Below are 24,878 nucleotides of genomic sequence, written 5' to 3'. Positions count from 1 at the left end.
AGAATGCGGCGAACCCGGCCAATCCGAACCATGCGACATCGCAGCCGCGCACCGACCTTCGACACCCGCGCCGCCGCTGTCGCGGCCAGGCACTCACGCAACCAGGCTCAAACCGACGCTCACACCGAGGCTCAAACCCGCGCCGGCGGCTCCGCGGAAAACCGGCCGCCGATCTCCTCGGCCGCATAATCGATCATCGCCAGCGAGGCGATCTCGGCCTCCTTCGGATCGCGCCGCTCGATCGCTTCGACGACGCGCTGATGCGACGCGATCGCGCTCTCCCACACCCCGGTCCGGTCATGCACGATCGGGGCAACGGTCGACAGCGCGCCGCGAATGATCGCGGCCATCTGCTTGAAGAACTGGTTGCCGCTCGCGATCACGATACGCGTGTGGAACAGCTCGTCGGCTTCCTGATAGGCGGGCTCGCCCGGACGGATCACGCGAAACGCCTCGAACGCCTCGCGAATCGCCGCGACATCCGCGGCACTGCCGCGTGCGGCCGCCTGCGCCGCAGCGCGCGGTTCGATCAGGATGCGAAACTCGATCACGTCACGCAGAAACATCGGATCGGGCTTCGCGCGAAAACGCCAGTTGACGACGTCCTCGTCGATCATGCGCCAGTCGCTCATGGGCCGGATGCGCGTGCCGATCTTCGGGCGCACGTCGAGCATGTCGCGCGCGAGCAGCATCGATAGCGCCTCGCGCATCACGGTGCGGCTCACGTCGAATTCCTTCGACAGCACATCCTGCGGCGGCAGAATCGCGCCGTACTTTTCCTCGACGATGCCGCTGACGAGCCCGTCCATCACTTTGCTCACCAGCGAGCGATCCTTGTTTGCGTGTTCCATGACATATCCCCGAAGCGGTGTTGACCCCGCGTGGCCTGTTAATGAAGGGCCCGTACGTATCTGCTATGCAAATAGGATCGTTTTCCGATACGTTGCTAGCTTCGAAACGGATGCGCCAGTTGGGACACTTCCTGACAGGGTTATCCCTCTGAAGATTTGTTTCGTTCGTGTAACGCAATCTGTTCCGCCAGGCTCAAAGCTCGCCCGTCAAAGCGTGCCTGCGTTACCCGGTTTAATTAGTGCGCATTCGCACGTTGGCGTGACGAAATTGTCTGATTTGCACGGACGTGGTCCGGCGATTGCGTGCTCGGGCGAACAAACATGCGATGGCAATCGCATCACGCCGAATCCTCGTTCGACGCGCTCGCCGCCACCGACGCATAGCGGCCGCCGAAAAACAGCAGCGGCGCGTGCTCGTCGAGCGAGAACACCAGCACTTCGCCGACGAACAGCGTATGGTCGCCGCACGGATGGCGGTCCACCACGCGCGCGGCGAAGCGCGCGGCCGCGTGCTCGAGCAGCACGACGCCGGCAAGGCCGTCGACCGCCGCGAAGCACGGTGCGCAAGTCGGCGTGAGGTGGCTTTGCGCCTCGCCCGCGAAATGGCGGCTGTGGGACTCCTGCGCCTCCGACAGCACACTGACGCCAAATAGCTCGGCATCCATCAGCCGCGCATGCATGCGCGCACGATGTCCGACCGACACGACGATCAGCGGCGGCTTCAGCGACCCCGACATGAACGCGTTGGCGGTCATCGCGTGAAGGCTGTCGCCGCTGCCGGTCGAGATCACCACCACGCCGGTTGCGAAGCGCCCGAGCGCATGACGAAAGCGCCGCTCGTCGAATGACGGCGACCGCGCTTCATCGGCTGGCTTATCGGGTCGACCTGCATTGACGCGCATGGGCGCGCCGACGTCCGGCCAGCCCGCGCCGAGCGGTACCGTCACGCCGAGAAGACGCGCGTCGGTACCGATGCGCTCCATCACCGCATGGCCGACCGAGTCGGACGGACACGCGGCGAACGCGTCGCGCGCGAGATGCACCGCGCCGGCATCGTCGATGCTCGCGCCCGCGAATGCGTCCTTGCAGGCCGCCGCGATCAGCGGACGGCACAAGCCGATCGCGTCGAGCCATACCGACGCGCGCACCACGAACATGTCGCAGTTCCACCAGTACTCGCCCGCGGCGAAGTAGCGCTCGGCAAGCTCGGCATCGGGCTTCTCGACAAAGCGCCCGATCGTCCGCGCGCCCCGGTTGCCCAAGGGCGCGGCGGTGCGGATATAGCTGTAGCCGATCGCCGCGCGCTGCGGTGGCACCCCGAACGCGACGATCGCGCCGCGCGAGGCATGCGCGAGCGCCTCGTTGAGCGCCGCACCGAATGCAGTGTGATCGGCGCTCGGATGATCGGCGGGCAGCACGACCAGGATCGGATCGTCGCCAGCCACAGCCGACGCGCGCGCGGCGAGCGCCGCGACGCTCAGCGCCGGCGCGGTGTTGCGCGCCATCGGTTCGAGCAGCAAGCGCGCAGGCTTGCGGTACCGCCGCTCGACTCGCTCTAGCGCAGGCAGCCGCGATTCGTCGCGGCAGACCACCAGCGGCGCGGCGGACGGCCTGGCACGGGCCGCGTCGTGCGCGGCCGAGTCGAGCGCATCGTCGAGCCAACGCAGCGTCGCTTCGAGCAGCGAGCGGTCGTCCATCGGACCGGCCAGCTGCTTCGAATTGCGTTCGCGCGACAGCGGCCACGGCCTCGTACCGGAGTCGCCCACGAGAATCACCGGTTGCACGGTCAGTTCGTGCAGCGCGGCGGCGGCGCGAGCCCCCGGCGCCAGCGGATTACCTGGCTCTACTATTCGGTTCATTTGCGATCCTCTCGAATCCAACTCCTGTTCACCGGCCGGCATGACGCCAGCAGGTGCCTCGTGGTCGCAATCGTTTCTGGTCGTACGCGCGTGCCCCTCTGTCCGCCGCGTGTCCCCTATGCTTCTCCGAACGGACGCAACGCCCCCGGGCCGCGATGCTCATCGTGTTCCGGGTGCTGCCTGTGCAGTTCGCCGTCGAGCGCGGCGCTGTCGGGCTGACGCAGCTTCGTGAAGCCGCCGCGATAGACGTTCTCGACGTAGGACATGATGTTTTCCTGCGCCACCGACGACAGGATCGCGTGATCGGTGTGCTTGCAAAAGGCCACGTGAATGCGCGTGAAGCGCGCGAGCCGCGTGCCGCGCGCACCGAAGTAGCGCTCGAGCTCCTCGACGCCTTCGTCAAGCACACCGAACACCAGGTGCGTGTCGACGCCCCGCGCATCGAGGTTGGCGAACAGATGCCGCTCGTCCCGCGCGCCGAGTTCGAGGCCGCACGACCGCTCGATCCGGTCGGCCAGCGTTTCGCCGGTCTTCGCGAGCTGCCGTACCACCAGCTCGCGCACGAGGCCCCAGCCGCCCGTCTTGCCCTTGAGCACGCGCAGCCATTTGCCCGGCTGCTTCATCGAGCGCATGTAGTTGCGCGTCGAGCCGAACGCGGACACCGGGATCATCGGCTTGCCGTGTTCGTCGCAGACGTTGTGCCATCTGAACTTCTGTACGTTGACGATCACCGCGCCCACGACCGCGGGTTCGCGGGCCGCGGCATGCAGGCCGGTATAGGCGCCCGAGCAGATGCCGACCGGCACCGCGCCCGCATGACCGCGCGCGACGAGCCAGCGCGCTGCGCATGCGGCGTCGGCGGCGCTCGATTGCGAGTACAGCGCGTCGAGGCTCAGCGTGTCGCACGACGGCATGCTGTCGCCGACACCGCCGACGTCGATGCGCAGCGAAGCGATCCCCTGGCGGGCAAGACGCCGCGCGAAATGTACGCCGAAACGCCCGTTGCCAATCCGCGACACCGCGCCGGTATTGAGCAGCAGCACCGCCGGTGCGTGCGCCGCCGCGGCGCCGTCGGGCCGGCAGTAGATGCCGAACACCTTGCCGTCGTTTAGCCATACCGGCGTCTCATGCAGCGTCGGCGCGACATAGTGGCCGCCCGCCGGCTCTTCGCCTCGCTCGGGTACGCGCGCCGCCGCCGGGCTGGTTCGCGTGCTGCCCGCGAGCAGCCAGTTCTCGATGGTCTCGAACGCGGCGTGCGGTATTTCGCTTTCGAGCGGCTCCATCATGAAGCGGCCGTATTCGTCGAACGGGTGAAGCTCGAGCTCGACGCCATGTTCACTGTAATGCGCGGCGAGCGCACCGGTGCGCACGGGGTTCAGTGAATCGAGCAGCAGCACGCGCGCGGCCGGCCGGCCCGTCGCGCGATACAGATCCGCCGTGTGCAGGCTTTCCAGCGTGTCGCGATACATGCGGAAGCCGTACGCTTCGACGAACTCGTCGGTATCGGGCTCGACCACGCAATCCATCGCGGCAGGATCGTTCAGCCACTGCCGGTAATGCGCGCGCAATTCGCGCTGATAAGTCTTGCCCGACAGCACCGGCGACATCAGCACGAGACCGTGCACGTCGCCGAGTTCCTGCGCGGCAAGCGCGGCCAGCATGCCGCCAAGACGCAGACCGCACAAGCTGACCCGCTCGACACCGGTCGCCGCGCGCAGCTGCGCGACCGCCTGTTTGACGCTGTCGATCCACGCGCGCCACAGGCCGGCGTCGGTCGGATCGCCGGCCGAATCGCCGCTCGCCGGGTAGTCGAAGCGCAGCACCGGTATGCCGCGGGCGGCGAGGCGCTCGGCGAGCCGGCGCATGCCGCGATACGTGCACAGCGTGTCATAGCCAAACGGGGAACACATCACAACGCCATCCGGGCCGTGGGCTGAATGCAACCAGCCGAAGTTGCCGTCGAAGACGATGGGTCTCACTGTCCGCTCCTTACGTTTTCTTCCTTTTCGTGTGATTACAACAAAGGCGCTGTCGCCCATATGTGCGTCCCGCCACATTGGTTTGGGCTCCGAATCGAGCTGGGCTCGCGTGTGTCGGTGAGCGTGCTGTGCAGTGCAGCATGCCCCGCGCATGGACCGAAATGCGGCTCATCGCGTCGTTCATGCGCTGTATTGAATGCCGGCGGCTGCGGCGCGCGTGCCGCGAGCATCAGGTGAAGGAGAAGGTGCGGGCGCGCCCGCGCGCGACGCCAAGGCACGTGGCCAACTACCACGCCACCCTATGACCATTGTCATTTAACTCCCTCCGATCGCGGCCATCTGTACGGCCACCCACACAGCCACGCGGCGCCTGGGGGCAAGATGCAAGACCAGCGACGGCGCCGACGGGAAAGTCATACGATAGGCTCGCCCGTCACCGGCCGGACAAGGGACCATGGAACGAAGCATCGTCAGGAACATCTGCATCAACTTTGCCGGAGCCGTCGCGCCGACCTTCGTGTCTCTCGTGACCGTGCCGGCCTACATTCATCTGCTGGGCGCCGAGCGCTATGGGGTGATCAATCTGGTGTGGGCGCTGATCGGCTACTTCAGCGTCCTCGATCTGGGCACCAGCCTCGCGACGGAAAACCAGATCGCCAAGGCGCGCGCGACCAACGACGAATCGATCGAACCGATTTTCTGGAGCGCGTGGTTCATGAATCTCGGCACCGGCATCATCGGCGGGGCGCTGATTTATGGCGGCACCATCGTCTACATCACCTACGGCGTAAAAATCGAGCCGGCGTTCCAGCATGAAGTGATGGCGAGCCTGCCGTGGATCGCGGTCGCGGTGCCGATCACGAACGTCACGTGGGTATTCGCGGGCGCGATTACCGGCGTCGAATGCTTCGCGAGCTACAACATCAACCAGATGCTCGGCACCGCGCTGTTCCAGCTGCTGCCGATCGCGGCGATCTTCTGCTTTTCGCCGTCGCTGGCGTTCGTGATTCCGGCCGCGGTGATCGCGCGCTTCATCGCCGGCCTGATGCTCGGCGTGGCCGCCATTCGCGCGCTCGGCATTCGCCGGATGCGGCTGCCGCAATGGCGCGTGATGATCGGGCTGTTCCGCTACGGCCGCTGGCTGCTGATGTTTTCCGGCGCCAACATGATTGCCTCGACCCTCGACCGCGTGTTCGTCGGCGGACTGCTCGGCGCGCGCTTCGTCACTTACTATGCGACACCGCAAAACCTGATCAATCGATTGAACCTGCTGCCGCTCGCGATGGTGCGCACGCTCTTTCCGCGTCTGTCGGCCGCGTCGCGCGAGGATGCGGACGCGCTCGCGCACCATGCGCTCGCGTTTCTCAATGGCGCTTTTACGCCGTGCGTGATCGTCGCGCTGTTCGCCTTGAAGCCGTTCCTGCTGCTGTGGCTCGGTCCCCAGCTTGCCGCCTCGGCGCCGGTCGCGAGCGTGCTGATCGTCGGCGTGTGGCTGAGCGGCCAGTCGAGCATCCTCGGCAGCCTGTTGCAGGCGCAGACCCATCCCGCGGCGGTAGCAAGCGTCAGCTGGCTTCAGTTGCCGTTCTTCACCGGCGCGTTGTGGTGCGGCATCCACTGGTTCGGCATCATGGGCGCGGCGGTCGTCGTCGTGCTGAAGGCGCTGTTCGATTACTCGGTGTTGCTCGCCTTCTCACGGCTGCATGCGTGGACGATCGTGCGCAACATGCTCGCGCATCTGGCGTTTCTGCTAGTCGCGCTCGCGCTCGCGGATTCGATCGACGCGCTGCTGCTGGCGATCGTCGCTGCGCTCGCGTTGAGCGCAGCGAACTTCGGCATCTCGCTGCGCGGGTCCAGCGAATTGCGCGCCGCGCTTTACCGGCTCTGGCTGCGTCTCGTGCCGTCGTCCGGACGGGCACGAGGCTGAGCCCCGGCATCACAACAGTTCGAACGTGTTGGCGAACGATGCGCCGGCGCGCTCGCGCCGCCGCTGCCCGAAGCGCGCCTGAGCGCCGCGCACCTGACGCGTGAGACCGATGTATGGCATTCCGTGTTCGAGGTACGGCCCCTCCGTTTTGCGAAAGCCGAACTGCTCGTAGAACCCGCGCAAGCCAAGCGGCGCACTCACGCGCGTGGCGCGGCCCGGCCAGCGTTCGGCGACCGCTTCGAGCACGCGCTCGATCAGCATCTCGGCGGTACCGTCGCCGCGCCGCAGCGGACTCGTCAGCACCTTGTCGATCGTCACTTCCGGATCTTCCGAATCGCCAGGCTGCACCCGCGCATAGGCGAGCACCGGCATTGGACGTGCCATGTCGTCGACCGCGAACACATGCAAAGCGTGCTCGTCGCGACCGTCCGCGTCGAGGCACACATGTGACTGCTCGACGACGAATACCGCACTGCGCGCACGCAGCACGACATACAACTCACGTGCAGATAGCTGATCGAACTCCAGCGTTTTCCAGTTCATCACGCCCCCGGCGGTCAAAATACCTGGCGAAACCGGCGCTGCCTGCCGTGCGAGACGGCCGGCGAATCCATGACGGTCCCGCATCATCAACTACACGGTAGCCTGCGCGAAAGACGTGCTTCCGTGCGCCATCGCACTGACGCTCGGGGTTGCCGATTCTTAAATACGAGCCAATGAAGCGCAGTCTCACCACGTGCCCCGGTATCGCAGATGGCTTCACACAGCCCGCCTGCATCACCGCACCGCACCATCGCGCACACACTGCGGTCTTCGCACCGCACGAATCTACCTACGAAAATCAGGCGCCCACGATCATTCGATCCCGGCACCTATCGGCAGACCTTTGACCATAAGGGGGAGCACTGCATGAAAACTGCATTGAGACGCATCCTTTCAGAATCCGCACGCCTCGACGTCCCGGTGGAAAACCTCGCCGACGACGCCGACCTCTATGCTGCCGGACTCTCATCGCTCGCGACCGTGCATCTGATGCTTGCCATGGAAGACGAATTCAACGTCGAAATTCCTGACCGTATGCTGACGCGCCGCCTGTTCTCGAGCATCGACTCGATGGCCGCCGCGATGACGGAGTTGCTGCAGGCCAAGGCGGCAGCATGAGCGCGCCGCTGCTGGATCAGGCCGCCGCGGCGGCCTGCGGGGCGGCCGCGAACTCGACTACCGACGCACGGACCGGCGCTGGCGAGAGCCCCGCCACCGGGGCGCTGACCGCGCTCGACAGCGGTCCCGCATGGCGTGCCGCAGCGCATCGGTGCGCGGCGATCGCCGCGCAATACGCGGACGCTGTCGACCGTGACGCGCGCTTTCCGGTCGAGGCGTTCGACGCGCTGAAGGCCGAGCATTTGTTATCGGCGATGGTGCCGACCGCCTACGGTGGCGCGGGCCTGTCGCTTGCCGACATCGGCGCGATCTGCGAAACGCTCGCCCAGGGCTGTGCATCGACGGCGATGATCTATGCGATGCATCAGATTCAGGTCGCGTGCATCGACTCTCATCGCGGCAATTCGGCCTGGCAAGCGAGCCTGCTCGCGCAACTGGCCGAGCAGCAATGGCTGCTCGCGTCGGCGACATCGGAAGAGACGATCGGCGGCAACATGCGTACGAGCGCGTGCTCGGTCGAACTCGATGGCGCGCGTTTCCGGATCGAGAAGCTGGCACCGACGATCTCGTACGGCGCGCACGCCGACGGCATCCTCGTGACCGCGCGGCGCACCGCCGAAGCGGCCGCGTCCGACCAGGTGCTGATCGTCGCGCTGCGCGCCGAAACGCAGCTCGAGCGACGCGGCGGCTGGGACGCGATGGGCATGCGCGGCACCTGCAGCGAGGGCTTCCGGCTCGTCGCGACGGGACTCGCCGAACAGATTCTTGCGACGCCGTTCGCCGACATCGCCGATCAGACCATGCTGCCCGTGTCGCACACGCTGTGGGCGTCGGTGTGGACCGGCATCGCGATCGACGCGGTCAATCGCGCGAAAGCGTTCTTCCGCGCGCAGGCGCGCGCGAAGCCCGGCACCATGCCGCCGGCGGGCCTGCGGCTTGCCGAAGCCGTCGGGCTGCTGCAGATGATGCAGGCGCGTCTGTCGGTTGCACTGGAGGCCGCGCGCGCCGCGCATCAGGCGCGCGACGGCGCGATCCACGCGGACGCCCCGCTCGCGGCGATGCTCGGTTTCGCGTCGGACATGAACACGCTGAAGACCAGCATCTCGAGCACCGCGCTGCAGGTCGTACAGGAAGTGCTGATGATCTGCGGCATGGCGGGCTACAAGAACGGCACGCCCTATAGCGTCGGCCGCCATCTGCGCGACCTGCACTCGGCGCCCTTGATGATCAATAACGACCGTATCGCGCAGAACACCGCGAGTCTGCTGCTCGCGCAACGTCCTGCCGCGCCGGGGAGACCCTGAATGAAGCTGATGATCGATACCGCCGCTGCTGCCACTGCCGCGGCGGCCCCCGCCACCGACGTGGGGCCTTCGCTCACGCTGCGCGACGAGATGCTGGCAGCCGGCCTGCTGATCGACACCGGCGAAAACGGACTGTATGGCCGCAGCCAGATTTTCGAGGACGTGATCGATCGATTGAACGTGGCGATTACGCATCTCGGCAAAGATCAGCAAGCCGAAGTACTGCGTTTTCCGCCCGCGATGCGCCGCACCGACTTCGAGGACAGCGAGTACCTGAAGAGCTTTCCGAATCTCGCGGGCACCATCCATGCGTTCTGCGGCGACGACATGGGCCACCACCGTCTGCTGCGCGCGCTCGACGAGGCGATGACCGACAGCGACGACGACCGCGGCGACGCGTGGCTAGCGCAACAGAAACCGACCCGCGTCGTGCTGACGCCGGCCGCCTGCTATCCGATCTATCCGGTGATGGCGCGGCGCGGCCCCCTGCCCGCCGGCGGCCGCACGATCGACGTGCTGTCGTACTGCTTCCGCCATGAGCCGTCGCTCGATCCGGGCCGGATGCAAATGTTCCGTCAACGCGAATACGTGCGTCTCGGCAGCCCTGAGCAGGTGATGGCGTTCCGGCAGATGTGGATCGAGCGCGGCTCGTTGCTCGTGAAGCTGCTGGGCTTGCCCGTCGAAGTCGATCTTGCGAACGATCCGTTCTTCGGCCGCGGCGGCAAGATCGTCGCCGATAGCCAGCGCGCGCAGGCGCTCAAGTTCGAGTTGCTGATCGCGGTCGCCGATCCGCGCGGCAAGACGGCCTGCCTGTCGTTCAACTATCACATGGACCACTTCGGCGCGATCTGGAAGATTGCCTGCGACGACGGCACGACCGCGCATACGGGTTGCGTCGGCTTCGGCATGGAACGCATCACCCTCGCGCTGTTCCGTCATCATGGGCTCGACGTCGACGCGTGGCCCGACGACGTGCGCGCGCTGCTGTGGGGCGATACCGGGAGCCGCGTCGCGGATGCGCTGCAGGCGGCGCAATCTATGCAAACCGCAGCCGTCGCCGGAGAGCGCGCATGAACTCATCGCCGACTTCGGCGCTTGCCGGCTCGCTCGCCAACTCGTCGCTGCCGCGACGCGCAGGCGATCCGCCGACGCATCAGGAGACCCACGCGGCGCCCCGTGCCGGCACGCGGCCGCGCGAGCACGTAGCGCACGCATTGCATCAGGGCGAACGCGTGTGGCAGGAGACCAACTGCTACGTCGATCTGTGGATAGAGCTGCTGCACGGCTTCGGGCTCGACCCGCGCGCGGCGCTCGCGTTCACGGTCACGCAGGACTTCGAAGGCGATCAGTTCACGTTCTTCAAGTTTCCGCTCGATGATCTCGAACGGCTGTATGGCACCCAGGTGCAGGAGCTCGCGATCTACGATTCGCTCGAAGAACGCGTGCTCGCGCAGACATTGCGCGGCCACACCGTGCTGGTCGAAGTCGACGGCTACTACCTGCCCGATACGCGCGCGACCTCGTATCGCAGCGAGCATCCGAAGACCACGATCGGCATCGACTTCGTCGATACCGCCGCGCGCCGCCTCGGCTATTTCCACAACACCGGCTACCACCAGCTCGAAGGCGACGACTACGACGGCGTGTTTCGCAAGCTGCCGCATTTCACCGGCCAGCCCGATCTGCTGTTTCCGTACGTCGAGTTCGCCAAGCAGGCGCGGCCCGCGCTCGAAGGCACCGCGCTCGCGGAGGCGTCGGCGGAACTGCTGCGCGCGCATCTGGAGCGGCGTCCATTGAGCAATCCGATTTCGCAATGGCGTGCCGCGTTTCCCGCGCATCTCGATACGCTGTTCGAGCGCGACGAGGCGTACTTCCATTTGTACTCGTTCAATCTGATGCGGCAGCTCGGTGCGAACTTCGAGTTTCTGTCGAAGTATCTGCAGTGGCTGTGCGCGCAGGGCTTCGAGATGCCGCCGACGATACCGGCCGCCGCGCAGCGCATCGCGTCGGAATCGATGGTGATGCAGTTCCGGCTGATTCGCGCGCTCGCGCGGGGTCGCCGCGATAGCTGCGAAGACTGCTTCGACGTGCTTGAAAGCGCCTATGAACAAACGCTGCCGCCGCTAGCCGCTCTGGTGCGCTAATGCGTTGATGCGTTGATGCGCGTGCCTCGCGCCGCGCGGTTTCTCCGGGAATTGACCGTGGATGTATCGACACTCGATCCGGCGGCTGACGAGAGCGGAGCCGGCCGTCCGCGCGCGGACGGCGCGCTCTCCCTATGGCCACAACGGCTCGACACCGGCTGGGCTTGTCTGAGCACCCCACCCAACGCCTATGCGTCACCGGCCGATCTGCCCGCGCAAGGCTGGCTCGCCGCGCCCGTACCCGGCACCGTCGCGAGCGCGCGGCGCGCCGCCGGGCTGTTCGATGTCGATCACCCGCCACCGCTCGCGTTCGACGATCACTGGTATCGCGTCACGCTGATCGGCACCGGTCGGCGCCGCCTGCGCTTTCATGGACTCGCGACGCTCGCGCAAGTGTGGCTCGACGATGTGAAGCGGCTCGATTGCGCATCGATGTTCATCGCCCATGATGTGGATATCGAACTGAATGGCCGTGCGACGCTCGTGCTGTGCTTTCGCTCGCTGACGCCGGCGCTGGCGGCCAAACGCTCGCGTGCGCGCTGGCGGCCACGCCTCGTGTCGCCGCCGACACTTCGCAACGTGCGCACCACGCTGCTCGGCCACATGCCCGGCTGGTGTCCGCCGATCCAGGCGGTCGGGCCGTGGCGTCCAGTCGAGATGCTCGGCGACGCGCCGCACGCATTCGACACGATTGATCTGACCAGCCGGCTCGAGCAGGACGATGGGATTGTTTCGTTCACGTTACGTTTCGTACACCCCCACGACGCCGCCTGCCGCGCGACACTCGCGTGCGGCAACCATGTTTCGTGTTTGCAATGGCGCGATGCATATACACTCACCGGCGACGTGCGCGTGCCCGATGCGAAACGCTGGTGGCCGCACACGCACGGAGAGCCCGCTTTATATCCTCTGACGTTGCAACTCGCCGACGGCAACGTGAGCAGCCAGTCTCTAGGCTCGATCGGCTTTCGTCTCATCGAAGTGGATCGCGGCGCCGATGCTGCGGGCTTTACCTTGCGCGTGAATGAGGTGCCCGTGTTCTGTCGCGGCGCGTGCTGGACCAGCGCCGATCTCGTCACGCTAGCAGGCACCGAAGCGCAATTGCGCCATACGTTCGAGCTCGCGCGCGCCGCCGGCATGAACATGCTGCGCGTCGGCGGCACGATGCTCTATGAATCAGATCTGTTTTACGCGCTCGCCGATGAGTACGGCCTGCTGATCTGGCAGGACCTCGCGCTGGCGAATTTCGACTACCCGAACGATGCCGCATTCAGCGCACTGATCGAGCGCGAAGCGAGCCAGTTCCTGACCCGCACGCGTCGCTTCGCGTCGCTCGCGGTGCTATGCGGGGGCAGCGAGGTCGATCAGCAGGCGGCGATGTTCGGACTGCCCGCGGCGCGGCGCGCGCAACCGTTGTTTAGCGAGCTGCTACCCGCGCTCGTCGCGCGCGAACGCGCGGACGTGCCCTATGTCAGCAATTCGCCATCGGGTGGCGCGTGGCCGTTTTCGACTAACGAGGGCGTCACGCACTACTACGGCGTCGGCGCGTATCAGCGGCCGCTCGCCGACGTGCGGCGCGCGCAGGTGCGCTTTGCCGCCGAATGCCTGGCATTCGCCAACGTCCCCGACGACGCGACGCTGCACGACGCGCTCGGCACGATCCACACGCATGACCCGCGCTGGAAAGCCGCCGTGCCGCGCGATGCTGGTGCAGGCTGGGATTTCGACGACGTGCGCGATCATTATCTGCAGGCGCTTTACGGCGTCGAGCCGGCGCGCTTGCGCTATGAAGACACGGCGCGCTATCTGGATCTGTCGCGCGCGGTGGTTGCCGATCTGATCAGCGACGTGTTCGCCGAGTGGCGGCGCGCGGGCTCACCGTGCGGCGGCGGCCTCGTGTGGCAGTTGCAGGATCTGCGCGCGGGCGCGGGCTGGGGCGTGATCGACGCGACGGGACGGCCGAAAAGCGCGCTGCACGGCTTCGCGCAGACACTGCAGCCGTTGCAGGTCACGCTGACCGACGAAGGCCTGAACGGCCTCGATGTCCATCTGATCAACGAGCGCGCGCAAACGTTTAGCGGCGAACTCGAACTGGTCTGTCTGCGCGACGGCATGGTGAAGGTCACGTCCGCGCGCAGCGCGCTGACGCTTGCGCCGCGCAGCCTGCAACGCATCAGCGCGGCCGCGCTGCTCGGCCAGTTCTTCGATCTGACGCATGCGTACCGCTTCGGCCCGCGCGCGCACGATGTCACGATTGCAACGCTATACGATGCCGCGAGCGGCGAGATCGTGTCCGAGGCGTTTCATCTGCCCGAGCGTAGCGTGCACGCGCGAGATGACCTCGGTATGACCGTTCAGGTCGAACGTCGTGGCGACGGCAACGGCTGGCAGCTCGCGATCGAAACGAAGCGCTTTGCGCGCTTCGTTCATATCATTGACCCGCACTATCGCGCGACGCGCGACTGGTTCCATCTCGCGCCGAACCGGCGCTGTATCGTGCCGCTGCTTCCGCTCGAACCGCTGTTGCCGACCGCGTTCGCCGCGTCGCCGCAAGAAGTCGTTGCTCCTGCATCAAACGCGGCCTTTAAAGTGGATGAAACAAGCGCGGCGCCACAAGGGGAAGTCCGCGCGATCAATGCGCTTTCCGCCATCTTTTACGGCTAGTGGTGGTTCCGAACTAGTCGCAGGCCCGCGAGGCGCGCCAGAGCCTGCTTCGCACCTCTCGAACTGTCTGCTCCGCACAGTCACTGTTGGCTCGAACGCGACTGTTAGCGGCTCTGAAAGGCTTCGCGCGCGACAGCGTACGCACTTCATTTAACACTTCTGAATCATTTCCGACACTTCAGGTCTAGCGCTTCAAAACGTGCATGCGGCGCCAGGTTCAAATCTGAGACAGCTTCGACAGCCCTCTTGTTTTTGGCCGTGAAGCCTTTGATATCAAGGGATTCCCCGAAACCCAAAGCTTTCATACGATGCATTCCCCATCCGGAGGGGGTGTGCAGAACTGAAACAAAAAGCCGCTTTTCCCCTTCCGACGCACTCCGGGTTTGTTCGCTGCGCCGCATCAGCACACGTTTTCCCTGACGTTGGCACGGTCCTCGCTATTACCTTCACGCAACAGAGTGCCACCGCACACGAGCGCAACAACAGAGGCGGTGGCAGACAGGCCTATAACGGGGCCGATGCTGGTCATCCTAGCTGCTCGCCGGGCAGCCCTGTCCCGAGGATGCGGGCATCGGATCGAATAAACGGAGAGAGTCGCGCGCGGCGCGGCTTTCATGCGAGGACCGATCATGTTGACACTTCAATCCGATTTGCACGGTAACCATCTGCTGGGGGCATTGCCTTCGCACGAATGGCAGGCGCTGGCCCCCCACCTCGAACTGGTTCATCTGCGCACCGAGCAACTGCTATGCGACTCGGGTCAACGGATCCATCATGTTTACTTCCCCACCACCGCGATCATCTCGATGCTCTCGACGATGGAAGACGGCAGCTCCGTCGAGATCGCCGCGGTCGGCCGCGAAGGCATGACCGGCGTGCCGGTCCTGACGGGCGGCGAAACCATGCCCAACCGCGTGCAGGTGCAATGCGCGGGCTTCGCGTACCGGATGAGCGCTCAGGCACTCAAGCAGCAGTTCGCGCGCTCCGACTTTCTGCGCCGCCTGATGCTGCTGTATATGCACGCGCTTCTGACCCAGGTCGCGCAGACCGCCGCTTGCAATCGCCATCACGCGCTCAACAAGCAACTGTGCCGCTGGCTGCTGATCGAAGTGGATCGCGTCGCGTCGAACGATCTGACCGTCACGCAGCAGCTGATCGCCGACATGCTCGGCGTGCGCCGCGAAGGGATCACCGAAGCGGCCGGCAAGCTGCACGACGAAGGCCTGATCCATCATAGCCGCGGTCATATCAAGGTGCTCGACCGCAAGGGCCTCGAAGACCGCGCGTGCGAATGCTACGGCCTCGTGAAACGCGAATTCGATCGTCTGCTGCCGCGCCTGCGCCAGGCGGAGACCGTCGAATAAGCGGGACGCCGTTCGATGACCGGGGTCGATTTGCCTATGTTTAGGGCTACTTCTCGATGTCTCGACGTGCTCTTCGTGATTGCAGGTGGTCTGCTAGCCCACTGGATCCGCTTTCCCGCGCCAATCGCGTTAGGCGATACCGAGCGCCTTCTGATTGCGTTCAACTGTGTGCTGGTTCTGCTGCTGTTTCCGGGCTTCGGCACCTATGAGACGTGGCGCGGCAAGGCGATTGCGCCAGTGCTCGCGAGAATCGCCGCCGCGTGGGTCGTGGTCGTCGCGACCTCGCTCGTGCTCGCGTTCACGCTGCATCGGATGGATGCGGTGTCGCGCCTATGGTTCGGATATTCGACGTTGCTCTCCGGCGCGCTGATCATTGCGACCCGCTGCATCATGCACGTGGTGCTGCGCTTCGTGCGCCGCCGCGGGATGAACGCGCGCACCGTAGCGATCGTCGGCGCACCGGGCTTTGCGCGCACGCTGCTCGCGCATCTCGAGCATGCGCCGCAAGCGGGCTTCAAACCGGTGTGCGTGTTCGACACTAGCCTAGAAGGCCGCGACGCCTCTGGCGCGCGTCTGGCCCGCCTGCCCGTGCTGACCGATCTGGAAGCGTTCGCGACGAAGGTGCGCGACGAACGCGTCAACGAAGTGTGGCTCGCGTTGCCACTTCGCGAAGAACACACGATCTACCGCTTCACGCGCACCTTCAGACACGACTTCGTCAATCTGCGCTTCATTCCCGACGTGCGCGGTCTGTCGCTGTTCAATCATGCGATCGTCGATGTCGTCGGTTTGCCGACGCTGAATCTGAGCGCGACGCCGTTCTCGCCGCCGCAGATGTGGCCCAAGCTGATGTTCGACCGCCTGTTCGCCGCGCTAGCGCTGTTCGCACTCGCGCCGATGTTCGTCGTGCTCGCGATCGGCATCAAGCTCACGTCGCCGGGACCCGTGTTTTTCCGGCAGACCCGCAAGGGCGTCGATGGTCAGCCGTTCTGCATCTACAAGTTCCGCTCGATGACCGCGCACCGGGAAGAGCACGGCCAGATTACGCAGGCGACCCGCAATGACTCGCGCGTGACGAAGCTCGGCAGCTTCATGCGCCGCACGAGTCTCGACGAGCTGCCGCAGTTTCTGAATGTGCTGCTCGGTCAGATGTCGGTGGTGGGTCCGCGCCCGCATGCGATCGAACACGATGATCTGTACAAAGACCAGGTGTACGGCTACATGCACCGCTACCGCATCAAGCCCGGCATCACCGGCTGGGCCCAGGTCAACGGCTATCGCGGCGCGACCGCCAAGGTCGAGAAGATGGAAGCGCGCGTCAAATTCGATCTCTTCTATATCCAGAACTGGTCGTTCTGGTTCGACATGAAGATCGTCTTCATCACGGTTTTCAAGGGCTTCGTCGGCCGCAACGCGTTCTGATCATGCGATCGAGCGGATCGCTTCCGACGGTGGCGGCCAGCGTGCCGGCGCCGCGGCGCGCTGCAAATAGAAACGCCAACTCCGGCGGCCCGATCGACAGCCGCCATCGTTGACGCAAGACAAAGAGCCGCGACGGACTCCGTCATGGACGGACCCGCCGCGCGACACCGCCGCTACAGGAACTGGCTGACGTCGGTCTGAAACCGTACCGCGAGCGCCTTGGCGACTTTCTTGCTGATCGCGCGGCGCCCCGCGAGAATATCGCTGACCACGGTCGGCGACGCGATGCCGGCCAAATCCTTCTGCTTGAGACCATGCGTGGTCAGCAAATGGCGCAGGACCTCGCGCGGCTCCGCTTTTGGAATCGCCAGGTTGCGCGCTTGCCAGTGACCGACCAGTTCCTTCACGATCGCGTGCAGATCCGCGAGCGGATCGTTGTCGTCGCCACTTAGATGATCGGACAGCGAGTTTGCGATGCGCACCATCTGGTGATAATCCTCTTCGGTGCGAATCGGCGTGATCGGCAACTGGCTCTTAAGCGCAGCCCAGGTTGCGGCAATATCGGGAAAAGGTCCCGGAAGGCGATCGGCATTCATGAGTTTAAATTCGTCCTCGTCCAAAAGCCGTCGGCGCGTTAATCGGTGACGCGCGAATGACGACTGCCTGTTGTAGTGAATCGCCGTGGCACGCCGAATTGCCAGCACTGCGAACTTCGCAGTGAGGTACATTCAGCGGTCACGATAGCGAACGTCTGCTTCAGGTCGTTATGGCCACGCGAGGCATGCCGCGCCAGCGAATATCTCGCCCGTAGCGCGTGGCGCGCACCCCGATGTCGTTTTTTTGAAGTCCAGTCCTGCCTGCTTGACAATGGCCGGCCGCGGCTCGCCTTGCACGCGCGGTGCGTTTCGCGCGATACGCGATACGCACTGCCGACACAAAGCGCGAAGCGGACGCGCCCACACCAATAGCCGCCCGGACGCGTTGGTCAGAACGGCTCGTTACTGCCTGTTGCGAAATCACTGCATGACGACGAAAACCCTTCCCTCTCCCATCGAAAACTCCACGAGGCAAGAACAGCGAATGACCCTCACCTCATTGTCTCCACCTGCTTTTCGGCGCCGTGTCGCTGGCGATGCCGAGTTCCCGGGTCGCGAGATCGGACTCCGCCCACGTCACCTGCTCCCCCAGTTCCGCCGCCGGCAGACCCTGAGCGACCGCCGCAATCGTGCGCGTAACCTCGGCCATGAACGCTCGCCGGAACACCTGGGCCGAAAACCGTTCGGCATTCGCGCGACAGGCCGCCGGCGTGATGTACGCGCTCAGCCGCTCGAAGCGGTTGACCGCGTCGAGCACCGACACCGCCGTCTGACGCGCGAAGAAAACGCCGGTCGGATGCGGATCGCCGACCGGCACGACCGTTTCGAGCGCCCCGCCCTTGGCGAACGCAATGACCGGCGTGCCGCAGGCCTGCGCTTCGAGCGGCACGATGCCGAAATCTTCCTCGGCAGCGAACACGAAGGCTCGCGCGCGCGCCAGATAATCCTTCAGTACGCCAAATGGCTGATAACCGAGGACTGTCACGTTCGGTCCGGCTTGCGCGCGAATCGACGCCATCTGCGGCCCATCACCGATCACGATCAGCTTGCGCTGCGGCGTCGCGTTGAACGTCTCGACGATCAGATCGATGCGTTGATGCGGCACCATCCGCGACACGCTCAGATAGAAATCGTCTTTCTCGGCGCGCAGTTCGAATTCGTTCACGTCGACGGGCGGCGGAATCACTGCGGCATCGCGCCGATAGGTTTTCAGCATGCGCCGCGCGACCGATTGTGAATTCGCGATCAGACGATCGACACCATTCGTCGACTGCGCGTCCCAGCCGCGCAGATAATGCAGCAACACCCGCGCGGCCCACGACTTCGGTCCGCGCAGCAGATTCGCGTCGCGCAGATACTGATGCTGCAGATCCCACGCATAACGCATCAGCGAATGCACGTAGCTGATGTGCGTCTGATGTGGGCCGACCAGTACGCCCTTCGCGACCGCGCAAGAACTGCTTATAATCAGGTCATAGTTCGACAGATCGAACCGTTCGACGGCAAGCGGCATCAACGGCAAATAGGCGCGATACCGGGTGCGCGCAAACGGCAGGCGTTGTATGAACGACGTGGTGACCGGCTTACCGGCTAGCGGCGTGCGATCTTCGAGAAAATCGACGACGCTGAAAACATCGGCGTCGGGAAAGCACTCGATGATCTGCTCGAGCACTTTCTCGGCGCCGCCGGGAGCGACCAGCCAATCGTGCACGATCGCCACTTTCATATTCCGCCCTATCTGTCACGAAACGCCACCTGGCCTTAGAGAAGAGTGTATGTGCCACGTTTCTGACTGTGCGTGCGCGTGCACACATTCGACGTGCGACAGTTCGCGAGTAATTCGCAGAGTCCGTTCGCTTCTGCAAAATCACGGCTTGATTGCTGAGGTTTCGTCCGTGCACCACGGCTGACGTTTTCGTCGTCACCTCTTCTCGCTAGTCCTGGCCACGCGTTGCGATCGGAGCGCTGCGCGGGCGAATGGCACCTGACGTGGCGGGCATCGCGCGCGGCTAGCATCGACGGCGAATGGTCTGCGCGCGGGTTCAGGCATTTTCCGTCAGGTGCGCGCGATTGCCGCCGCGGCGGGCGAGCGCAATAAAAAACGCGTGTGAACCGCTGGAGCGGTTCACACGCGTCAGAGCGAACGGAAATGCAGCCGCTTAATTCTGGCCGTACGTGATCGTTTGCACGCCGGTGTCGGTGCCCAGCAGGCACAGATTCGCGCCGCGGCCCGCGAACAGGCCGACCGTGACGACGCCGGGCCATGCGTTGATATGCGCCTCGAGCGTGCGCGGGTCGCTGATGCTCAAGCCCTTCACGTCGATGATCTCGTTGCCGTTGTCGGTGATGAAGGGCGCGCCCTCTTTCGTCACGCGCACGACCGGGACGCCGCCGAGCGCTGTCACGCGACGGCCGATCGCGGTGCGCGCCATCGGCACGACTTCGATCGGCAGCGGGAACTTGCCGAGCGTCTCGACGACCTTGCTCGCATCGGCGATGCAGACGAATACTTCCGACACCGACGCGACGATCTTCTCGCGCGTCAGCGCGCCGCCGCCGCCCTTGATCATTGCACCGCTGCGATCGATTTCGTCGGCACCGTCGACGTACACCGGCAGCGAGTCGATCTCGTTCAGGTCGAGCACCTTGAAGCCGTGCGATTGCAGCCGCGCGGTGGTGGCGAGCGAACTCGACACCGCGCCGAGATAGCGGGATTTGGTGGCGGCCAGCGCGTCGATGAAGCAGTTCGCCGTGGAGCCCGTGCCTACGCCGATCACCGAGCCTTGTGGCACGTTGGCGTTCACGTAATCGGCGGCGGCCTGGCCGACCAGTTGCTTGAGTTCGTCTTGAGTCATGGGAGAGGCGGGAAAAGCGTGAAAAACCGATAGTTTACCGGAGTGGCGGGGGGAGGGTTCGGTTTGGGCGCGCTTTGTGCCGTGGAGCGCACTCGATTGCCGGACACCTTTGGACACATTGAGTCATAAGAATCATCGATCGCCCATATCGAACCGCTGTGGTGCTTGCTAGTTTTTAGGCCCGCAAGACCACAGAGGATTCTGGAATGTCGCAGTAATACGATGGAGATGGCGTGCGCGTGGTGCTCAGCGCGCCGCAGCTGGCCGCCATATTGACGCGTGGATCGATCAGCCAGACGGAGATGCTGAGCAACCGGCTCTGGGGCGGCCTGCAGGTTGCCGCAGGCGTAGCGGAGATGGTCGGAGCGGCAGCGCTATGCGTGCTGCCTGAACCGACGATGGCAAGCAAGGCCGGTTGCGTGATGTTCGGCGTGCACGTCTCGGACACGGCGGCGAGCGGTCTGCGTCAGATGCTGACGGGCGAGGACACGGCTACGCTGACACAGCAAAGCGCGACGAAGCTCGCCGAGTCCCTAAAAGCCCGCCCGGACCTGGCTAATCAGATTGGCGTGTCGCTCGATATCGCGGTGCCGTTCGGACTCATCGGCTCGATCAGAGCCGCGCGCGTCGCGCGGATTACGATGGGGCGGATTGGTCTGGATGCGCATGAGGCCAAAGCCGGTAGCCGGATCGGCGGGCATACGATACTGAAGCATGTGGGGAGGACTGAGGCGCAGTTGCGCGAGAGGCTGCGATTGGAATCGGAGAGAAGAGTAGTATCGTCGTTTCGGGACTTGGCGGCCGCGGAATGGGCTATCTCCAAGGTGATGGAGTCCAACACGTCGAAAATCAGGAATTAGGCTCAGTCGAATCCGAGGCGAGATCTCGTTCTGTATAAGGATGTCGGAAGAAAAGTGGGCTACGGTGTCATTTCGTACCTGGTGAAATGATCGACGAAAGCGCATATCCTGAGTTCCACGTGCTGTTCGGCGCGTATCTCAATCAGGATTCAGAATATTGGGGCGAAACCGTGGATGAAATAGTCTCGTGTTTCAAGAGAGACAGCTCCCCCGAAGAAATCCAGGCTACGCTGGCCGAAATAGACAAATTCAAAAAAGAAACAGGTGAGAATCTCGATGAAATATTTTCAGAAACGTACGGTTTCAATTTCGATCCCATCTTATGGGGATACACAACAGAGTCCTTTTTTGATGAACTAAAGCGCCTTCTGCGCAAATAGCCGCATCCGCCGCACGCAAAACAAAGCGCCCGAAACCACCACCGCGTTCCGGGCGCCATCAATCGACCAGCAACAAGAACGACGACAGAAGAACTACTTCTTCACCGCCCGCTGCCGCACCGCTTCAAACAGACACACCCCGCTGGCCACGGACACATTCAAACTCTCCACCGTCCCCGCCATCGGAATGTTCATGACGACGTCGCAGGTTTCACGCGTCAGACGCCGCATGCCCTCGCCTTCCGCGCCCATCACGAGCGCCACCGGCCCGTCGAGTTCCGTTTCGTAGACGCTCTTCTGCGCGTCGCCGGCCGTGCCGACCACCCAAACGCCCGCGTCCTTCAGTTCGCGCAGCGCGCGCGCCAGATTCGTGACCGTGATGTACGGCACCGTGTCGGCCGCGCCGCTCGCGACCTTCGCGGCAGTCGCGTTCAGTCCCACCGCGCGATCGCGCGGCGCGATCACCGCATGCGCGCCGGCCGCGTCGGCGACGCGCAGGCAGGCGCCGAGATTGTGCGGATCGGTCACGCCGTCGAGCACGAGAATCAGTGGCGAACCGCTGATCCCGTCGAGCAGTTCGGCGAGGTTCTGCGCGAGCGGCAGATCGCCCGCGCGCGCGACCACGCCTTGATGGCGCTCGGTGCGCGCGAGACCCCACAGGCGGGTTTCGTCGGCGGCGATCAGACGCACGCCCGCGTCCTTCGCGGCCTGCAGGAATTCGGTCATACGACGGTCCTTGCGCGTCGCGTCGTAATAGACATCCTCGACCGTCGACGCATCGTGCCGGATACGCGCGGTCACTGCGTGGAAACCGTATAAAACCTTATGACGTGCCATGACTGAACAACCTTTGATTGGACGCGCATTCAACGCGCGCCACTGTGATGAAGATGAAACCAAAAGGCAGACCGCGCGCAACCGGCACGCGTTCACGTGCCCGCTGCGCGCGGTCCCGGCGCTGTGAAAGCCTCAGCGCTTCTTGCGTGCCTGCTTCGACGCCGCCTTGCTCGCGACGCCATGCTTCCTCGCCGCGCCGCGCGCGGCGCGCGCTTCCTTGACCGCCACGCTCTGCGCGGGCGCGGCTTTCTTGCGCCGCGGCCCCGGCACCGACGCGCCGCTTTCCGCCGACGGCAACACGCGCACTCGCGGGCCAGCGCCGTCACCCTTGTCCGCCGCCATACCGCGCGCCGCAGGCGGCTTGATCGGCGTGTCGCGCACGAGACGGAAGTCGATCTTGCGCGCGTCGAGATCGACGCGGCTCACCTGCACGCGCACACGATCCGACAGCCGGTAGCGAATGCCGGTGCGCTCGCCGCGCAGCTCGTTCCTGATCTCGTCGTACTGGAAGTAGTCCGAGCCGAGTTCGGTCACATGCACGAGACCTTCGATGAACAGCGAATCGAGCTGCACGAAGATGCCGAACGACGTGACGCCGTTGACCATGCCGCCATACTCTTCGCCGAGCTTGTCGCGCATGAAATAGCACTTGAGCCACGCTTCGACGTCGCGCGATGCTTCGTCCGCGCGGCGCTCGTTGGCCGAGCAGTGCAGCCCGAGCTCTTCCCAGATCGCCACGTTGTTCGTGCGAGCGCGGGCACCGCGCTTTTCCTCGTCGGCCTGCTGCATTGCGCGGGCGCGCGGCGACAGCGCGGTATTGAGCTCGACGCCGTGCGGCGGCTGCGGCTGATACTTGCGGCCTTGCAGGATCGCGTAGATCGCGCGATGCGTGAGCAGGTCCGGATAGCGACGAATCGGGCTCGTGAAGTGAGCGTAGGCCTCGTAGGCGAGACCGAAGTGGCCGATGTTGTCGGGGCTGTAGACCGCCTGCTGCATCGAGCGCAGCAGCATCGTCTGCAGCATCGAGGCGTCGGGCCGGTCGCGGATCTGCGCCATCAGTGCGGCGTAGTCGCTCGCGTGCGGCGTGTCGCCGCCGCCGAGCGTCAGGCCCATGCCGCGCAGGAACGTGCGCAGGTTCTCGAGCTTTTCCGCGCTCGGGCCCGCATGCACGCGGAACAGGCCCGGGTGTTTGTTGCGCTTCAGGAAATCCGCCGCGCACACGTTCGCGGCCAGCATGCATTCCTCGATCAGCTTGTGCGCGTCGTTGCGCGTGCGCGGCACGATCTGCTCGATCTTGCCCTGCGCGTTGCAGACGATGTACGTCTCCGTCGTATCGAAGTCGATCGCGCCGCGCTTCTGGCGCGCCGCGAACAGCGCCTTGTAGACGCCATACAGATTCTGCAGTTCCGGCAGCAATGCGGCACGGCGGGTCGCCTCGGGGCCCTTGGTGTTTGTCAGCACCGCGGCGACTTCGGTGTACGTGAGCCGCGCGGCCGAATGCATGACGCCCGGATAGAACTGATACGCCTTCACGTCGCCACGCGCGGTGACGATCATGTCGCACACGAGCACGCAGCGGTCGACTTGCGGATTCAGCGAGCACAGTCCGTTCGACAGCTTCTCAGGCAGCATCGGGATCACGCGGCGCGGGAAATACACCGACGTGCTGCGCTCGATCGCGTCGGTGTCGAGCCCGCTTTGCGGCAGCACGTAATGCGACACGTCCGCGATCGCGACGATCAGGCGGAAGCCGTCGCCGCGGCCCACCTTGACCGGCTCGCAATAGACTGCGTCGTCGAAGTCGCGCGCGTCCTCGCCGTCGATCGTGACGAGCGGCACGTCGCGCAGATCGACGCGATGGCGGATGTCGGCCGGGCGCACTTCGTCGGGCAGCTTGGCCGCTTCGCCGAGCGCGGCCTCGCTGAATTCGTGCGGCACGCCGTACTTGCGCACCGCGATTTCGATTTCCATGCCGGGGTCGTCGATATCGCCGAGCACTTCGACCACGCGGCCGAGCGGCTGCGAATGACGGCTCGGGAAATCGGTCAGCTCGACCACCACGACCTGGCCGACCTTCGCCTTGCGGGTGTTCTGCGTGATCAGGATGTCGTGGCCGATACGCTTGTCTTCGGGCGCGACGATCAGCGCGCCGTTCTCGTTGAGCAGACGCCCGATCACGCGCTTGTTCGCGCGGTCCGTGACCTCGACGATGTGCCCTTCGGGCCGCCCACGCCGGTCATAGCCGACGATGCGCGCGAGCACGCGGTCGTTGTGCATGACCTTCTGCATCTCGCCGTTGGGCAGGAACAGGTCGTCCTGGCCGTCGTCGCGAATCAGGAAACCGTAGCCGTCGCGATGGCCCTGCACGCGGCCCGCGACGAAGTTCGACGGATGAGTCAGTTGATAGAGATTGCGCTGATCGAGCCGGATCTGGCCGTCGCGCTCCATCGCGCCGAGACGCTTGAAAAATCCTTCGCGCTCCTGGCGCTTGATCGACAGGGCTTCGGCGATGTCGTTCGCGGCAAGCGGCGTTTCACTCGTGCGCAGCACGCCGAGGATTTCTTCGCGGCTTGGAATCGGATACGGAAATTTGCTCAAGGGCTTGTCGATGATTTTTTCTCGTTGCATGGACGTCGGTCGGCGATGTGGTCCGGCCTGGAAGGCGTTTGCTTAATGCG

General features: G+C 64.8%; 20 protein-coding genes and 1 pseudogene. 11 read left to right on the top strand and 10 right to left on the bottom strand.

Annotated elements, in window-relative coordinates; all coding sequences use genetic code 11:
• Positions 1-131: 131 nt before the first annotated feature.
• The 4 genes and pseudogenes from AB3X86_RS19820 to AB3X86_RS19805 all read right to left on the bottom strand — a co-directional run bounded on the left by AB3X86_RS19820 (position 132) and on the right by AB3X86_RS19805 (position 4,689).
• Positions 132-851 (bottom strand): FadR/GntR family transcriptional regulator, encoded by a 720-nt coding sequence (locus tag AB3X86_RS19820; RefSeq protein ID WP_368597323.1) that lies wholly within the window; start codon positions 849-851, stop codon positions 132-134.
• Positions 852-1,189: 338 nt separating this feature from the next.
• Positions 1,190-1,753 carry a flavin reductase family protein gene (locus AB3X86_RS19815; RefSeq protein ID WP_368597530.1) on the bottom strand — a complete coding sequence of 188 codons (564 nt, stop codon included), beginning with the start codon at positions 1,751-1,753 and terminating at the stop codon, positions 1,190-1,192.
• A gap of 15 nt (positions 1,754-1,768) precedes the next feature.
• A pseudogene (locus AB3X86_RS19810) lies at positions 1,769-2,710 on the bottom strand (sugar phosphate nucleotidyltransferase); the annotation flags it as partial.
• 116 nt (positions 2,711-2,826) lie between these two features.
• Positions 2,827-4,689: an alpha/beta fold hydrolase gene (locus AB3X86_RS19805; RefSeq protein ID WP_368597322.1), complete on the bottom strand. Its 1,863-nt coding sequence runs from the start codon at positions 4,687-4,689 to the stop codon at positions 2,827-2,829.
• Between the two features lie 140 nt (positions 4,690-4,829).
• Between AB3X86_RS19805 and AB3X86_RS19800 the strand changes: the two genes are divergently transcribed.
• Both AB3X86_RS19800 and AB3X86_RS19795 read left to right on the top strand, forming a co-directional pair.
• Positions 4,830-4,994, top strand: coding sequence for a hypothetical protein (locus AB3X86_RS19800; protein WP_368597321.1), 165 nt, complete (start codon positions 4,830-4,832; stop codon positions 4,992-4,994).
• A 149-nt stretch (positions 4,995-5,143) separates the two neighbouring features.
• Entirely contained in the window at positions 5,144-6,613 is a 1,470-nt protein-coding gene (locus AB3X86_RS19795; RefSeq protein WP_368597320.1) for an oligosaccharide flippase family protein, read from the top strand.
• A gap of 9 nt (positions 6,614-6,622) precedes the next feature.
• On the opposite strand, the gene AB3X86_RS19790 is transcribed toward AB3X86_RS19795, so the two are convergent.
• Positions 6,623-7,156, bottom strand: a complete 534-nt coding sequence (locus AB3X86_RS19790) for a GNAT family N-acetyltransferase (protein ID WP_176108731.1) — start codon at positions 7,154-7,156, stop codon at positions 6,623-6,625.
• 366 nt (positions 7,157-7,522) lie between these two features.
• Between AB3X86_RS19790 and AB3X86_RS19785 the strand changes: the two genes are divergently transcribed.
• From AB3X86_RS19785 to AB3X86_RS19755, 7 genes are all read left to right on the top strand, one after another.
• Positions 7,523-7,774: an acyl carrier protein gene (locus AB3X86_RS19785; RefSeq protein ID WP_176119958.1), complete on the top strand. Its 252-nt coding sequence runs from the start codon at positions 7,523-7,525 to the stop codon at positions 7,772-7,774.
• Positions 7,771-9,078 carry an acyl-CoA dehydrogenase family protein gene (locus tag AB3X86_RS19780; protein WP_368597319.1) on the top strand — a complete coding sequence of 436 codons (1,308 nt, stop codon included), beginning with the start codon at positions 7,771-7,773 and terminating at the stop codon, positions 9,076-9,078. The genes AB3X86_RS19785 and AB3X86_RS19780 overlap by 4 nt, the downstream gene beginning before the upstream one ends.
• Complete coding sequence (locus tag AB3X86_RS19775; RefSeq protein WP_368597318.1) at positions 9,079-10,152, top strand: amino acid--[acyl-carrier-protein] ligase; 1,074 nt, start codon at positions 9,079-9,081, stop codon at positions 10,150-10,152.
• A complete protein-coding gene (locus tag AB3X86_RS19770; RefSeq protein ID WP_368597317.1) occupies positions 10,149-11,222 on the top strand; it encodes a DUF1839 family protein in 1,074 nt (357 codons plus the stop codon). The genes AB3X86_RS19775 and AB3X86_RS19770 overlap by 4 nt, the downstream gene beginning before the upstream one ends.
• Before the next feature lie 15 nt (positions 11,223-11,237).
• Positions 11,238-13,886: a glycoside hydrolase family 2 protein gene (locus AB3X86_RS19765; protein WP_368597316.1), complete on the top strand. Its 2,649-nt coding sequence runs from the start codon at positions 11,238-11,240 to the stop codon at positions 13,884-13,886.
• 629 nt (positions 13,887-14,515) lie between these two features.
• Positions 14,516-15,250, top strand: coding sequence for a Crp/Fnr family transcriptional regulator (locus tag AB3X86_RS19760; protein WP_062123840.1), 735 nt, complete (start codon positions 14,516-14,518; stop codon positions 15,248-15,250).
• A gap of 36 nt (positions 15,251-15,286) precedes the next feature.
• The gene (locus tag AB3X86_RS19755; RefSeq protein WP_368597315.1) at positions 15,287-16,672 is read left to right on the top strand and encodes an undecaprenyl-phosphate glucose phosphotransferase; all 1,386 of its coding nucleotides are present in this window, start codon (positions 15,287-15,289) and stop codon (positions 16,670-16,672) included.
• Positions 16,673-16,845: 173 nt separating this feature from the next.
• Here AB3X86_RS19755 and AB3X86_RS19750 read toward each other — a convergent pair whose 3' ends face one another.
• The 3 genes from AB3X86_RS19750 to rpiA form a co-directional block, all read right to left on the bottom strand.
• Positions 16,846-17,268: a type II toxin-antitoxin system HigA family antitoxin gene (locus tag AB3X86_RS19750; RefSeq protein ID WP_368597529.1), complete on the bottom strand. Its 423-nt coding sequence runs from the start codon at positions 17,266-17,268 to the stop codon at positions 16,846-16,848.
• Between the two features lie 496 nt (positions 17,269-17,764).
• Entirely contained in the window at positions 17,765-18,994 is a 1,230-nt protein-coding gene (locus AB3X86_RS19745) for a glycosyltransferase (RefSeq protein ID WP_368597314.1), read from the bottom strand.
• A 433-nt stretch (positions 18,995-19,427) separates the two neighbouring features.
• The gene (gene rpiA / locus AB3X86_RS19740) at positions 19,428-20,123 is read right to left on the bottom strand and encodes a ribose-5-phosphate isomerase RpiA (RefSeq protein ID WP_368597313.1); all 696 of its coding nucleotides are present in this window, start codon (positions 20,121-20,123) and stop codon (positions 19,428-19,430) included.
• Positions 20,124-20,356: 233 nt separating this feature from the next.
• On the opposite strand from rpiA, the gene AB3X86_RS19735 reads away from it, so the two are divergent.
• The gene (locus tag AB3X86_RS19735) at positions 20,357-20,983 is read left to right on the top strand and encodes an RNase A-like domain-containing protein (protein WP_368597312.1); all 627 of its coding nucleotides are present in this window, start codon (positions 20,357-20,359) and stop codon (positions 20,981-20,983) included.
• Between the two features lie 86 nt (positions 20,984-21,069).
• Positions 21,070-21,363, top strand: coding sequence for a contact-dependent growth inhibition system immunity protein (locus AB3X86_RS19730; protein WP_368597311.1), 294 nt, complete (start codon positions 21,070-21,072; stop codon positions 21,361-21,363).
• 93 nt (positions 21,364-21,456) lie between these two features.
• Here AB3X86_RS19730 and rlmB read toward each other — a convergent pair whose 3' ends face one another.
• Both rlmB and rnr read right to left on the bottom strand, forming a co-directional pair.
• Complete coding sequence (gene rlmB, locus AB3X86_RS19725) at positions 21,457-22,200, bottom strand: 23S rRNA (guanosine(2251)-2'-O)-methyltransferase RlmB (protein WP_013089240.1); 744 nt, start codon at positions 22,198-22,200, stop codon at positions 21,457-21,459.
• 132 nt (positions 22,201-22,332) lie between these two features.
• Entirely contained in the window at positions 22,333-24,828 is a 2,496-nt protein-coding gene (gene rnr / locus AB3X86_RS19720) for a ribonuclease R (RefSeq protein ID WP_368597310.1), read from the bottom strand.
• Between the last annotated feature and the right edge of the window lie 50 nt (positions 24,829-24,878).

It is taken from the genome of Paraburkholderia sp. BR14374, assembly GCF_040948685.1.
In the GTDB taxonomy this organism is placed as follows: domain Bacteria; phylum Pseudomonadota; class Gammaproteobacteria; order Burkholderiales; family Burkholderiaceae; genus Paraburkholderia; species Paraburkholderia youngii.
Note: the sequence above shows the minus strand (reverse complement) of the source record. Positions and strands in the feature narration are given on the sequence as shown.

Excerpts from the sequence above, each read along its gene's own strand:
- AB3X86_RS19785 (WP_176119958.1), top strand. The coding sequence starts at position 7,523 with ATGAAAACTGCATTGAGACGCATCCTTTCAGAATCCGCACGCCTCGAC.
- AB3X86_RS19775 (WP_368597318.1), top strand. The coding sequence starts at position 9,079 with ATGAAGCTGATGATCGATACCGCCGCTGCTGCCACTGCCGCGGCGGCC.
- AB3X86_RS19745 (WP_368597314.1), bottom strand. The coding sequence starts at position 18,994 with ATGAAAGTGGCGATCGTGCACGATTGGCTGGTCGCTCCCGGCGGCGCC.
- AB3X86_RS19730 (WP_368597311.1), top strand. The coding sequence starts at position 21,070 with ATGATCGACGAAAGCGCATATCCTGAGTTCCACGTGCTGTTCGGCGCG.
- AB3X86_RS19760 (WP_062123840.1), top strand. The coding sequence starts at position 14,516 with ATGTTGACACTTCAATCCGATTTGCACGGTAACCATCTGCTGGGGGCA.
- rlmB (WP_013089240.1), bottom strand. The coding sequence starts at position 22,200 with ATGGCACGTCATAAGGTTTTATACGGTTTCCACGCAGTGACCGCGCGT.
- AB3X86_RS19820 (WP_368597323.1), bottom strand. The coding sequence starts at position 851 with ATGGAACACGCAAACAAGGATCGCTCGCTGGTGAGCAAAGTGATGGAC.
- AB3X86_RS19755 (WP_368597315.1), top strand. The coding sequence starts at position 15,287 with ATGTTTAGGGCTACTTCTCGATGTCTCGACGTGCTCTTCGTGATTGCA.
- AB3X86_RS19770 (WP_368597317.1), top strand. The coding sequence starts at position 10,149 with ATGAACTCATCGCCGACTTCGGCGCTTGCCGGCTCGCTCGCCAACTCG.
- rnr (WP_368597310.1), bottom strand. The coding sequence starts at position 24,828 with ATGCAACGAGAAAAAATCATCGACAAGCCCTTGAGCAAATTTCCGTAT.
- AB3X86_RS19795 (WP_368597320.1), top strand. The coding sequence starts at position 5,144 with ATGGAACGAAGCATCGTCAGGAACATCTGCATCAACTTTGCCGGAGCC.
- AB3X86_RS19800 (WP_368597321.1), top strand. The coding sequence starts at position 4,830 with ATGCCCCGCGCATGGACCGAAATGCGGCTCATCGCGTCGTTCATGCGC.
- rpiA (WP_368597313.1), bottom strand. The coding sequence starts at position 20,123 with ATGACTCAAGACGAACTCAAGCAACTGGTCGGCCAGGCCGCCGCCGAT.
- AB3X86_RS19750 (WP_368597529.1), bottom strand. The coding sequence starts at position 17,268 with ATGAATGCCGATCGCCTTCCGGGACCTTTTCCCGATATTGCCGCAACC.
- AB3X86_RS19765 (WP_368597316.1), top strand. The coding sequence starts at position 11,238 with ATGCGCGTGCCTCGCGCCGCGCGGTTTCTCCGGGAATTGACCGTGGAT.
- AB3X86_RS19790 (WP_176108731.1), bottom strand. The coding sequence starts at position 7,156 with ATGAACTGGAAAACGCTGGAGTTCGATCAGCTATCTGCACGTGAGTTG.
- AB3X86_RS19780 (WP_368597319.1), top strand. The coding sequence starts at position 7,771 with ATGAGCGCGCCGCTGCTGGATCAGGCCGCCGCGGCGGCCTGCGGGGCG.
- AB3X86_RS19815 (WP_368597530.1), bottom strand. The coding sequence starts at position 1,753 with ATGCGCGTCAATGCAGGTCGACCCGATAAGCCAGCCGATGAAGCGCGG.